Origin of the sequence: Sphingobacterium sp. IITKGP-BTPF85, assembly GCF_001006065.1 — a bacterium.
GTDB classification, from domain to species: domain Bacteria; phylum Bacteroidota; class Bacteroidia; order Sphingobacteriales; family Sphingobacteriaceae; genus Sphingobacterium; species Sphingobacterium anhuiense.
The window spans coordinates 1-12091 of record NZ_ASZT02000154.1 but is presented as its reverse complement, the minus strand read 5'-3'; the positions used below and the strand labels follow the sequence as shown (position 1 = coordinate 12091).

At 35.3% G+C, this 12091-nt stretch carries 15 protein-coding genes and 1 pseudogene; 9 read left to right on the top strand and 7 right to left on the bottom strand.

Annotated features, from left to right (window positions below):
• Positions 1-972, bottom strand: a 972-nt coding sequence (locus L950_RS21345) for a glycosyltransferase (protein WP_021187912.1), incomplete at its 3' end; no start/stop codon positions are given.
• Between the two features lie 398 nt (positions 973-1370).
• Here L950_RS21345 and L950_RS21340 point away from each other — a divergent pair.
• Entirely contained in the window at positions 1371-1793 is a 423-nt protein-coding gene (locus L950_RS21340) for a hypothetical protein (protein WP_021187911.1), read from the top strand.
• Between the two features lie 39 nt (positions 1794-1832).
• Here L950_RS21340 and L950_RS37535 read toward each other — a convergent pair whose 3' ends face one another.
• On the bottom strand, positions 1833-2021 hold the full coding sequence (locus L950_RS37535) for a DUF6161 domain-containing protein (RefSeq protein ID WP_410528147.1): 189 nt from the start codon (positions 2019-2021) through the stop codon (positions 1833-1835).
• Between the two features lie 77 nt (positions 2022-2098).
• Between L950_RS37535 and L950_RS21335 the strand changes: the two genes are divergently transcribed.
• Positions 2099-2620 carry a ferritin-like domain-containing protein gene (locus L950_RS21335; protein ID WP_021187910.1) on the top strand — a complete coding sequence of 174 codons (522 nt, stop codon included), beginning with the start codon at positions 2099-2101 and terminating at the stop codon, positions 2618-2620.
• Between the two features lie 259 nt (positions 2621-2879).
• Here L950_RS21335 and L950_RS21330 read toward each other — a convergent pair whose 3' ends face one another.
• Positions 2880-3068: a hypothetical protein gene (locus L950_RS21330; RefSeq protein ID WP_156169799.1), complete on the bottom strand. Its 189-nt coding sequence runs from the start codon at positions 3066-3068 to the stop codon at positions 2880-2882.
• A 129-nt stretch (positions 3069-3197) separates the two neighbouring features.
• A complete protein-coding gene (locus tag L950_RS21325; protein WP_021187908.1) occupies positions 3198-3698 on the bottom strand; it encodes an RNA polymerase sigma factor in 501 nt (166 codons plus the stop codon).
• 453 nt (positions 3699-4151) lie between these two features.
• Between L950_RS21325 and L950_RS37530 the strand changes: the two are divergent.
• The 3 genes and pseudogenes from L950_RS37530 to L950_RS21315 all read left to right on the top strand — a co-directional run bounded on the left by L950_RS37530 (position 4152) and on the right by L950_RS21315 (position 5793).
• Positions 4152-4795: pseudogene (locus L950_RS37530) on the top strand (DUF6766 family protein).
• 342 nt (positions 4796-5137) lie between these two features.
• Positions 5138-5305, top strand: a complete 168-nt coding sequence (locus L950_RS28925) for a response regulator transcription factor (RefSeq protein ID WP_021187907.1) — start codon at positions 5138-5140, stop codon at positions 5303-5305.
• Positions 5306-5316: 11 nt separating this feature from the next.
• The gene (locus L950_RS21315; protein WP_156169798.1) at positions 5317-5793 is read left to right on the top strand and encodes a response regulator transcription factor; all 477 of its coding nucleotides are present in this window, start codon (positions 5317-5319) and stop codon (positions 5791-5793) included.
• A 90-nt stretch (positions 5794-5883) separates the two neighbouring features.
• Here the strand turns inward: L950_RS21315 and L950_RS21310 are convergent, their stop codons facing one another.
• Complete coding sequence (locus tag L950_RS21310) at positions 5884-6456, bottom strand: hypothetical protein (RefSeq protein ID WP_021187905.1); 573 nt, start codon at positions 6454-6456, stop codon at positions 5884-5886.
• Between the two features lie 200 nt (positions 6457-6656).
• Between L950_RS21310 and L950_RS21305 the strand changes: the two genes are divergently transcribed.
• Complete coding sequence (locus L950_RS21305) at positions 6657-7499, top strand: hypothetical protein (protein WP_021187904.1); 843 nt, start codon at positions 6657-6659, stop codon at positions 7497-7499.
• A 364-nt stretch (positions 7500-7863) separates the two neighbouring features.
• Positions 7864-8073, top strand: a complete 210-nt coding sequence (locus L950_RS28920; protein WP_132767893.1) for a hypothetical protein — start codon at positions 7864-7866, stop codon at positions 8071-8073.
• Here L950_RS28920 and L950_RS21295 read toward each other — a convergent pair.
• On the bottom strand, positions 8054-8281 hold the full coding sequence (locus L950_RS21295) for a GNAT family N-acetyltransferase (protein ID WP_021187902.1): 228 nt from the start codon (positions 8279-8281) through the stop codon (positions 8054-8056). The two genes, L950_RS28920 and L950_RS21295, sit on opposite strands and share 20 nt — an antisense overlap.
• Here L950_RS21295 and L950_RS21290 point away from each other — a divergent pair.
• Positions 8280-8576 (top strand): hypothetical protein, encoded by a 297-nt coding sequence (locus L950_RS21290; RefSeq protein ID WP_021187901.1) that lies wholly within the window; start codon positions 8280-8282, stop codon positions 8574-8576. The genes L950_RS21295 and L950_RS21290 overlap by 2 nt on opposite strands.
• A gap of 287 nt (positions 8577-8863) precedes the next feature.
• Here L950_RS21290 and L950_RS21285 read toward each other — a convergent pair whose 3' ends face one another.
• Positions 8864-9718 carry a TraB/GumN family protein gene (locus tag L950_RS21285; protein WP_021187900.1) on the bottom strand — a complete coding sequence of 285 codons (855 nt, stop codon included), beginning with the start codon at positions 9716-9718 and terminating at the stop codon, positions 8864-8866.
• Between the two features lie 560 nt (positions 9719-10278).
• Between L950_RS21285 and L950_RS21280 the strand changes: the two genes are divergently transcribed.
• Positions 10279-12060, top strand: a complete 1782-nt coding sequence (locus L950_RS21280) for a hypothetical protein (protein ID WP_021187898.1) — start codon at positions 10279-10281, stop codon at positions 12058-12060.
• Positions 12061-12091: the final 31 nt, after the last annotated feature.

The window sequence follows — 12091 nt, the reverse complement described above, 5'->3', positions numbered from 1 at the left end:
TTTTCCTACCTCTTGATAGAAATCGAAGTCGGGGCGTTCTTTTATTTCCCACAAGATCATGAGTTTTTTCTTTATTGTGAGCCTATTGATAATAGACGGACAAGATTCCACAAAATATTCGTCGACCTGCTTTCCCAAGTTTTTCCATTCATTCAATTGGTAGGAAAGGCCTATTTCTGTTCGACCTATGCATCTTGCAGAAGTGTAAACTTTCACTTTCCAACTATGCCGAATTTTAGCATCAACACTTTCTAGACGTTCAAAAAAAGCACAGTCCTCAAGTTGGTTTACGACAGGAACTCCTCCAGATCTATAATAGCAATCGGTGGTAATAGCAAAACTACCGTTGAAATGTTGATGATGTCTCGGTAAAGGGTCAAAAGATGAATTGATAATTCTAGCTTCCAGTTCCGCAATCAAAAGGTGATATTTTTCGTCTTTAAAATGGTGCAAACGCGTATATTCATCAAGCCCCTCCAGCTCATCATCAGCTAGTAAAATTCTCCCACCCACACACTCTGCTCCATTTTCAATTTCCCAATAGGTTTGAGCAATCCAATCTTGAGCTACTATTGTGTCGCCATCAGTGGTCAGGATGATACCACCACCATTTTTAGCTAGTCTTAAATAGGCACATTCCATAAGTTTTCTACGTACATAGCCAATATTAGCTTGTGCGGATGGTAATGTTATCTCTTCTAGATAAATGTTCAGATCTGGATGTTTGGTTTGAAAATCTTTAATATATGCAACTGAATTATCAGAACAATTATTGGCCAAGATCAAGATTTCAAATTGATCTACAGGCAGTGGTTCCCCTAAAATATCAACTTGTTGTGCAAAGGAATTGAGTGTTTTTACAATGTACGTTTCCTCGTTTTTGACTGGGATTACTATGGAGCTTTGTATGGACGGCAAAATCTCTAATTGCGAGAATAAAATGTCGTTTGTATTTGGAGAGAAATTGTTCATATTATAGTTATTATTTAGGTGCAGTGGTAACTTACAAATGGTTTAAATATAAAGGTTTACACAGTTACTTTAAAAGTTGCTTGTACCATCATTCAAACCTCGGAGATACAAATATTTCCATGTTAATTTATTACAATTCTAATGCCATTTTGTAATAATGTAGCACGAAAATAAAGTATATAACCTATTAAATATTATGTCATTGAAGATGATATTAGGTTATAAAATAAAAACAAAAACTCACAGTTTTAACCTCTTTTTTCATTATTTTTATACATGATAAAGTAAAAGAAAATGTAAAATTTATTCTCGGACTCTCTTTACTTTAACATGTGCGATTACCGAAAATAAAAATTCTATCAATAAGGTCTGATTACCGTACTGAAAAATTTATTAGCATGATTAATATTAAAATCAAACGAGAAAAGATGAATGCTGTTTTTATGAAACATCATTTAAAAGGTTTGCCATTCGATGCTGTCATACACCATTTCAGTGAAAAAGATGAAAACGAACATATACACGACCATCCATTTAGTTTTACCACGCATATTTTAAAAGGCAGTTATGTGGAAAAGATTTATGAAATTCACGAAGACGGAACTTATACTTTTTCAATACATCATAGGCAAGAAGGAAGTTCACATTTCGTTTCAGCAGAGACGATTCATGAGATTATATCGCTACCAGAAGGGGAGTGTTTTACGTTAATTAGGCCATACGAAAGATTTAGAGATACCTATTTTTACAGATTTGAAAACGATAAGGTTTTCATAAGACGCTGGAACCAGCGTAAATTTAGAGAGTTTGCAAAAAAGTGATTAAATAGCCAGCAGATTATTCTTGGAGATCTTTCCCTATCATGAGCGTCTAAAGGGGAGGTATGTAGCAGATCTTCTGGTCCAGTTTGAAATATACGACATTGCCTGGGAGGAGTCATCTTTTGACATTCCAGGATCAGATCTGCTGAATAGCGATCGTAGAATTATCTTCCGATCGTCCTTATCGAGGACCGTAGTTTTTACCTGACATTTGAATTTTATACCCAATATTAATCATCGGCTAAACTATAACCTGATTCAAGCGGTTCTTACTGTATCTAAATATTAAATTAAACTATAAGATTATGGCTAGACAAAACAAATCTAACGAAATGCCAAATGCACATTTACATGAGTTATTTGTCGATGAATTAAAAGATATCCTAGGTGCTGAAAGACAATTGCTAAAAGGACTGAAAAAATTATCGGAAGGAGCACATAGCGATACGCTGAAGGAAGCTTTTAAAACACACTATAAGCAGACCGAAGGCCAGATAGAAAGGTTAAAATCAGTATTTTCCAGTTTAAATCTGACCGCGAGGGGTAAAAAATGCAAAGCAATGGAAGGTCTCTTAAACGAGGCTGAGGAAATTATGGAAGAATTCCAGGACAGTCCCGAGGTGTTGGACGCGGCCTTGATCTGTGCAGCTCAGAAAGTTGAGCATTACGAAATTGCAAGTTACGGTTGCTTGGTTACTTATGCCAAACTGATGGAACACTCGGAAGCAGAAGAACTTTTGGTTGCTACACTTGCCGAAGAGAAAGAAACGGATGTTCTCCTAACCGAAATTGCGATGGACGAAGCCAATGTAGAAGCTGCTCAGTAAAAGTTTGACGGATAAAATTTTTAAATAAAAATGCTGGTTCTATGTAGCCAGCTTTTTTTATTTTAAACCACCAAAAGTTAAACAATTTGTTCAATTTCCCTTAAGATTGAAATCTTTATCACCTACACATACGTTTAAAAAAATCTCCAAGCACTAATGGTGATAACATTGTCTTGGAGATTAAAATATACAAACTACGTAATAAGCTAAGTTTAGTAGAGCAAGAGAGCCGTTTTCTTACCAGAGGATTGATGTTTCCTTATCGAGTGGTTGGGAGGACACCATTTGATGATTCCGCCGAATTTGAATCTCGGTACTCAATGGTGCTACTCGTATCTTGCATGCTGGTATCCGGATGCAAGCCTGTATCCGAAGGCAAACTATCCATATTATTTTGATCTTTATTATTTGTACTATTACCACAGGCTGATACTAAAATTATACCCATTAGAGCAACCAAAATAAATTTCATTTTTTCATGATTAAATTGTTTAGTGAAACCTTATTAATTATTTTATCGAGTTATAACTTACTGTAAAGATTTTGATCCTAACGATGCTTTGTCAGCAACCTCGTATCAATTGATCTCATAGATTTTCAATTTTTGCTTTAACGTTTTTCTAATGACATGGATGCGCGATTTAACCGTTCCTTCAGGAAGATCATAAGTTTCCGCTATTTCCTGATATTTGTAGCCTTCCAGATATAATCGAAAGATGTCTGCATTTTCCTGCGATAAACATTCGAGGGCCCTGTTTATATCATCTTGTATGGTCTTGTTTTGTGTTTGATTGATTGCTATACTATCGAAATAATCGGTATGAACGTACTCATCGTAGATAGCACTTTTGCGCTTTTCGCGGCGGTATTGATTGATGTAGATATTTTTCATAATGACATAGAGCCATGTCATTAATTTAGGATCATTGATAAATTTATGAATTGATTTTAAAGCCCGGATAAAGGTTTCCTGAACCAGATCTTCCTTTTCATCATAATCGGATGTAAACTGACTGGCAAAGTGGTTCAGCTGTTGTCTTTTTTCTTGGAACAAGACATTTAAATTTACATTTTCCATATAATTTACCTTATTAATATATTACTTAATTGATATTAAAATAACGTCTAATAAGCTATAGTGGTTTAAGCTCGATAATCGTGAGGGGAAAAAAATAGCACAATGTGTATAAAATACGGTTGATGGTTTTACGTCAAAAAATGTGTATCATTTCAATTCCAAAGTGGTTTTTGAATTGGTTGATCTTTTTTAAAGCATTTGAAAGAGAAAATGAAAATAGGTGTTTGTTTTTACTAAATACGCATTTAACACATAGTTGGTGTAACACATAAAATTAATACTTTACATGTTTAAAAACAGGTTCTTATGTAAAAAATACTTTAAAATTATAATTAATGAACTTTTATACGAGATAAGGGATTCTTTGGTTAGAAATTTAAACAATATACCTATCACATTTAGTAAAAAGAGTAAGATGGAAAGTTTACAAAACAAAAATCAAAAAAAACCTTTATGTATCGCAACAGTTTGTCTATTGTATTTATAGCGCTGTTTGTTATCGCGATAGGGGCACAAGTTTATTTTGGTTGGCAGGAACATAATCAGGAATTAGTTGAGCTGGGAGCACCATCCATAGCGTTGACCACCTATCTAACTAGTGGGCATTTTTTTCGGCAACTTTTGAAAATTTCCAAAGCGAATTTCTACAGATGGCCTTATATGTTATACTTACCATTTCGCTCAGGTAGATTGGTTCCGCCGAGTCAAAAGATATCGAAAAACCCGAAGAAGTAGACCGAGACCCGGACCCCTCAAAGCCGGATGCTCCCTATGCTGTAAAACGCGGCGGCTGGAGATTGTCGATTTACCAAAATTCCCTGTCTATTGCTTTTGTCTTGCTATTTCTTCTCAGTTGGGCAGGACATCTATACGGCAGTTTTATGGATTATAATCAAGAGCAAATCCTTAAAAATGAACCCGAGAAAACTTTAAGCGATTTTTTGAAAGAACCTCTTTTTTGGTTTGAAACATTTCAAAACTGGCAAAGTGAATTTCTATCTGTGGCATCAATTGTAATTTTAACTATTTTTCTCCGTCAAAAAGGTTCTCCTGAATCCAAGCCCGTGGATGCCGGGTATCTGGAAACAGGTAAATAAGGAACCATATATTAAAGCTGGACATGGTTTCTTTTGGTAAGACCGTACATTTTCCACCCATTTTGGTTCAACATCCTTTAAGAGGCACAGTCATCTACCTCATCCAAGGAAAGAAGCTATCTCCGTAGGCGCCTCTTTTAACTTAATTTTAAAGGGACGCCATTAACTATCTTGAGAATGTTGCTTTTTATACAGCTCTACCAATTATCAGCAAACAACAAACATTACGGTCTTTCATTTGTAATATTATCATTACAAATAAGAGTGCTGTACGCTGTTATTCGGTGATGATTTAACACTTCAGTGTGGCAATCTTATATTTTTTTACTAAAGAAGATTAAGATGATTAACATTATTTTAGCTGATGATCACGATGTTGTACTGACCGGTATGAAATTATTAATAGAATCTCAACAGGATATGACAGTTGTAGGAGAAGGGAAGGATGGTCATGCTGTATTAGAGATTTTGGAAACAAAAATTTACCAGATCTACTTATTACAGATTTGAAGATGCCAGGTATGGACGGCTTGGAACTGGTCGCTCGGGTAAAGGATTTGTATCCAAGTCTAAAAATCATTATTCTTAGTATGGAAGATGATATTTCAAATATTATGAAAGCTTTCAATTTAGGAGCGAATGGGTATTTAACGAAAAATGTAGATTTTGACGAATTGTTTTTTTGCATTAGGCAAATCATGAAAGGTTTACAATATGTATGTGCTGAAATGACATTATCAATCCTTTCTAATCTTCAGAAATATCCAGCTACATATCAAGAGTCAAAGCAAATTATAACAGAAAGTGGACTGACAGAAAGAGAAATTGAAATATTACATCTCATCGGAGAAGGATATAGCAATATCGAAATTGCAGATAAACTTTTTCTGAGCAAACGTACCGTAGAGGGACATAGACAACGTTTACTTGAAAAGACCGCTCTTAAAAATACCGCCTCTCTGATTAAATACGCCGTGAACAGCGGGCTTATTGCTTAGACGACTGAAGTTTCATTTATTTCTATTAACTACCTTGCTGTAGGAGCCTCTCCTTTATATATAAATATGCCATTCAGAGCTTATGTTTATTTAAGGATCTTTAAATATGTGATTAGCTTTGGCCTTTTGTGTATGAAGTAAGTTTTTAAATTCATCTATCTGTGTGTCGAATCCAGGAGCGCGATTCTTGGTTAGTAAGCGCTGGGATTCATGGATTAAATTATAGATCAGTATTTTATCGCTCTTCTTATCTAATAATAACGAAATGGTCTGGATGCGCTGACTGATTTTTTGTAGTAAGCGCTCAGCCTTGTCTTGCTGTGTAAGCGTATTATTTTTTTCAATTTTTTTCGTTGTAACTTTTTTTTGGAAAGCATCTTCTGTCGATGCACCGGGTATATGGTTTACAGGTAGGGTTTCTGCAGTAAATGCTTGGATGACAAGTTCAGTTTTATTTGCTGCATTCTCAAATCTTCTGCTACTACTTACGTGCCAGCCATCGCATGCGATACAATAGTAGCATCTAGTTGGTGCAAATCCCGATTCTTCAATCATCTCAGCATGATTAAACTTAATAAAGTTCTGGGCTTTATTTTCCGTTTTAAAGAATATTTTAAATCGTTGCGCATCTTTACAGTAAGCTCGGCTTTTGGACGGTCTCATAAGCTGGTCGTTTATATATATTAACAGATTTCTTAGTTTTATATCGGTTTAGGTAATATACGAATAATATCTTTGATAAAATTTTGAATTGTAAGAAGTTGAAGATGACATTGTTATTCTCTGGCTTAAGTCTTAATCCGGTGATTTGAAGCAAAATAGATTTTTGTAGCGCTCATATCCGTACCGATCCTTTTCAAGAAATGTATCCAGATGCCGATGCTACGTTTGATCTCGGACGTGGATTGACTTTTATGGACAAAGAATTGTTGGGGATCGTTCCCTATCGTGAGCGTAAAAAAGGGAAGCGTGTGGCAGATCTTCTGGTCAAGGTTTATTTAAAAGACGGAAGCGAGAAGTGGATTTTGGTGAATACCGAAATCGAAGGCGGACATGATTCGGATTTCTCACATCGTATCTTTCAATATTTTTACAGGCTATTAGATCGTTACCGTGTCCCTATGGAGACCATTGCTGTTTTTACTGGAGGACGTTCGCAGCCATGTACTGATGAATACCATTTTGCAGTTTTCCGTACGTCGTTACGCTTTCAGTATTTGAGCTATCAAATTTTTGATCATGACGAATCAGAGCTACTCGGTATGGACAATATATTTGCTTATATTGTCTTGGTATGCCAGAAAGCTTTAGATGAAGATAAGATTCCAGAGCAGGAGCTCGCCGAGCAGCGTAGTACAATCGCACGAAGGCTTATCGAGACCAATAAGTATAGTAAAGATCGTATAATGAGCTTTTTAGTTTTTTTAAAGAGTTTTCTTTTTATACGAGATAAAGAAATAAATAGTAACTTTGATCAATACATTTATCAAGTGACAGGAGGCACAATTCAAATGGGTGTAATAGAAACAATCAAACGACAAGAAAGAGAAAAGGGAATCCAGACTGGTAAAGCTAAAGGTTTTGCCGAAGGCGAACGTAAAAAAGCCCTTGAGACAGCTTTAGAATTCAAGAAAATGGGCTTGCCTATTGCAGATATTGCAAAAGGTACAGGTCTTACCATTGAAGAGATCGAAAAACTGAAATAAAACTCAGATCATATAAAAAACGTATACAGCCATTCTGTTAAGAATGCTTTATACGTTTAATACCATCCTTACGGCTTCCCGTATTTTTTAATCAAACCGATCACCACAAAATCCCATTTCAGCAACAGCTGTTAGTGGAGCCAATGCTTTGAGTGCAATCAGGAGCCAGCTTTGTAGTTTACTTAGCAGATTCCTTTGGGATTTTTCGTTGCGCTCTCCCGCAATTATAAAAACAAACTTCAGGAGCTTTATAAGAGCGTAGTAGCGTCTTTAAAACAAAATACCCGTAACTACCGGAAAGATGCCGTTATAGGCTTCAGCGCCAATATTGATGAGCTCTCAGGCAAAGGAAAACCGATAGTTTATGATCACCGCTATCGATACACCAGTATTGCTCAATCAGATTAAACATATACAAGTAGAATCAGTAGGTGGAGATATCGATGGATCTGTTATTAAGCTTGATGATAGAGCGCCCTACCGGTATCTTTACCATGGACAATGCGACAGCCGAGTTTATAGCCACATCCCGATTGACCGAATTTGTACCCTTGCTATTCAAAGCAATGAATGAAAGAGTGGAGGATCGAGTATTTAAATACTAATTTTTTTTCCATAATAGAATCCTCCATTATAAAACCATCACCAATATCAATGTTCTCTTCGCCGACTTTCTTAAAACCTATACCCCTATAAAAATCGATAGCAGAATTATCTCTATTCACATTTAAAGAAAGACTGTGATTTTTGTTTTTCATTGCAATATCTGTAATTGTTTTCATGTCTATAGATCAATTATTTGATCACGCTAATACGCGTTACGTAATCAAACAGTTAAATACTATTAATGGTAGCTTGAGTAAGATAAAACGAACGATTGATCATGATATAATGCGACTTCATTTTTTCAAATCTGTTGATGAAATAACTAGAAGAGCTTTTGTGCGAGATGATAGTGCTCTTTTGTTTTCAGAAACACGTAATTCTTTAGATATATCGATAGATCATCTATTAGATTATTTAGTTGGACGAATGTTAACAGAATTAAACGAAGAGATTTTAACTCATGAGGATTAGTTTATTATGTAATCCGATCGAAGGAATGAACCTCAAGCGCGTGAAATTACAAACGCTAAGGCACATTCAGTTCTGAGCAGGCCCTTATGAAGTTGATGTACCTGATAATAAAGGATATCTCTAAAAAGTGGACAATGCCGATGCACACTGGGGCTTGACGATATCTCAACTTTATATTAAATTTGGAGATAGGCTCAAGCTAGATACAAACCTTTAAAGAGAAACCAATCGTACAGTTGGTGGTACACTCCCTTATTATAATTAGATTCAATTCATGAAAAGTTTTCCTAATTTACAATTGTAATCGTAAATCCTTTACTCTTCAATTCATCAAATATATTATTTTTATTGTCCATCGCATTTGTCAATTCTAAGGAAAACAATGCTCCACCATCTTTTATTTCTGAAATTAATTTCGATATTTTTTTAATGTGATTTTGTGCAATTGTTTCATTGTTATTTTTTGAGCTTAAAAAACTACTTTTAGCAAACAGTTGCTTAAGGGATTCTAGATTTTCAATTTCATAAAGATCTGCTTTTTCTTTTATTTCTTCTGAGATTTTAGGCTGATTATTTAATAACTCTATTATTTCAGCGATATAAAAATCTGTACCAAAGGAATTTAAATAACCAAAAGTCTCGTTGATGTCAAGTAATTCTTTTGTTGGAATTCCATGTTCGTCTGCATATGTTCTAAAAATCTGTTGCACAACACTTGGAGTATTACATTCAGGAGAGACTTTTTTCATTAAAAGATTGTAGATTAATAATGGCTTTAATCTATTTAAAACTTTTTCATCCATATGCTGCTCTGACATCCTATTTTTCAATTTTAGGTAGTCATCAGCAGAAAGTAATTTCTGTATAGATGGTTCACCTTTTTTTAACATAAGAAACCCCTCGCTCAAATTGTCATATTTTTTATTACCCAGAGCATTTTCAGTATAATATACTTTGATTTCCCGAGATAGCCCAGAAGCCTTATTAAGAACTTTAGCAGGAATATCACAAATGCCAGAAGTTGTTAATACTATGTAAGAACTATTTTCAACACCATCTTTTGATATTTCCCAAACCAGCGAATTATTATTTGTATCCTGTGCTTGTGCATAAGAAAAAGCACTCAGCAGTAATAAAATCATGGAATAGTTTTTTATTGTCATTTCGTTTATAATTAATATTATATTAATGTGCTTGGAAACTCTCTTTCTGCAAACCTTTACTCGGACTATAATTATTGGTATAATGAAGCACAATTGCTTGTATCAATAAAACTTGTTTAGGAGGATTTTTCCTTTATTAGAATCTAAAAGTACATTTTTTTTCCTGTTTAACAAGTACTTATCTTTTACTGATTCTCTGTTTTGAAAGAAAACTTTTGAATGTCCTCCGTTTTCTGTGAAGTGTATGCTCCACCTCCGTAGAAATAGAATACAGAAGAAATCTTATTTTCTACCTGCTCCATTAATACATGCAGGATGATCTTACACAGTTTTTCCGATTATTTGCTCAATCCACTTCCTTCAAAATAACATACATTGCCTTGTTTTCTACTTTTTCTCTGGTAAGCTACTATAAGAATTAAAATTGAAATTACTAAACGTAAAATTTATCGTATTTTTATTTCTTTGTAGTGAATTAATTTTGTTATCTTAAAGCTTTTATACCAGCTAATAAATATTATTTTATTTAAAATAACATTATGAACCAACAGACATATAGCCAAGATTCAATCTTACAAGTTTTTTTCAACGATAAGCCAGAGGTTCCAAAGTCTGGGAAAGATTCTAGTTTCCGAAACCAAGATCCCGACTTGAATTTCAAGGAATATATTGTTGGCAACTCTACGATTAAAAGCCATTACGTTTTCGGAAAAAATGCCACGCTGCAAAAGTCATCCTGCTTTATGGAACATGAGCAAGCAATATATGCTGTTCCGGCACAGCCCGTTGTTACATTTCATATACAGGTGTCTGGAAACAATAAGATGAAATTTGTCAATGGGCAAGACGGGAGACTGATTAATGAACTGCAATATTGTTTATTATGGCAGAATGATCGAATCCTGTCTTATGAACTATCGCTATATGAGGCAGATTATTGTAGTTTACATTTCCGACCTAGCCACTTTTTAGAGATGTCACACCGCACCCCTCTTTTAACAGAATTGGCAATGGAGGTCACTAGATCTTCACACAGTGCGCTCGATTTCTATGTCGGCAAGGCTGACGAGAGCCTGCTAGCTTTTATTGACGCTATATTACTTGAAGTTAGGCACTATCATATAAGCGACCAGCGCTTTACTCATTTATGTGAATGCGTATTACTCAAGTCCATGGAGTTGCCAGTAGAGGTACAGCCTTTTCCAATAGATGCCTTAAAACGCACTTCGAATAGTGCTTTCTCAGATTTGGATGACGATACATTTACGGACGAGCAGAAGTTAAGGTTTGAATCTATTTTCCGTTATTATTCTAGAGATGCGTTGATAGCGAATTTTTATACGATCAAGCAAGAATATCTAGCGCTGAAAGAGGAACGCGCCAAGAGTAACGCCATTATGAAAGAGGTTAAGGACTGTTATCATTGTGCTATGGGAGATTCTGCCGATCTTTTGGCGGAGAGCTATTTCTGGGTAGCTGTAAAGATGGAGGAACAGATGAAAAGGTTCAATTTAACAGAGAAAGAGAAAGGTACGTTGGTAGAAGCGATCATTACTGTCTGTGACCAGTCTTTTGAACTGAAAACACCTCGTGCCGATCAGCTGCAATTTTACACGAATTATACTGGGCAAACATATGTCGGCGATGTGGGTATGCAAGAGTTTGGGGAAATATTAAATATGTTTATCCCGAATATGAATCTCCCAACGGATAAATTGGATGGAAGCAGGGAATCCAGAGCTATTTTGGATCAATATATACAAGATAGTTGCAGCTTTACACCGCTATCGCATATAACAGAAAAAGGAGAAATGGATAAACCTCCGAAAGTCGTTGAACTTTACCACATGCTAATGCAGCGGATGGCAGATGAGCTTACCATAACCGATACAGGCGACTTCCAAAAGAGCGATCTTATTCGAATTCTTGATCATGCCTATCAACGAAATGACCTTTCCCTATTGCTTATGGTTGAGATTGAGCAACTGACAGATGATGGAGATTATGTTGAAAACCAAAAGTTCAATAAAATATGTTTGTGGCATTCGGTACTTGAGGAAGCCATCGATGAATGGTATGATACAGGTTTTTCCAAAGAAGAAGAGCTGATAAGCAATTTAATGCCTTTATATTTTCAATCGCCAGATAAAATTAAAGCTGTTGAACGTAAAGTGATGGAAACAAAAGCAATATACGATGCTATGGTACCAGTTCTTGTTGATGTAGGCTTTACTATGGAATCCCTTCTGAAAAAAAACATCTTTTTACTAACCGCAGAGTCATTGATCGTTGCAGCGGAGAATCCATATAAAGAGAAGTAAATAAAAGTAAATCACTTGCGTCCTAAACGTT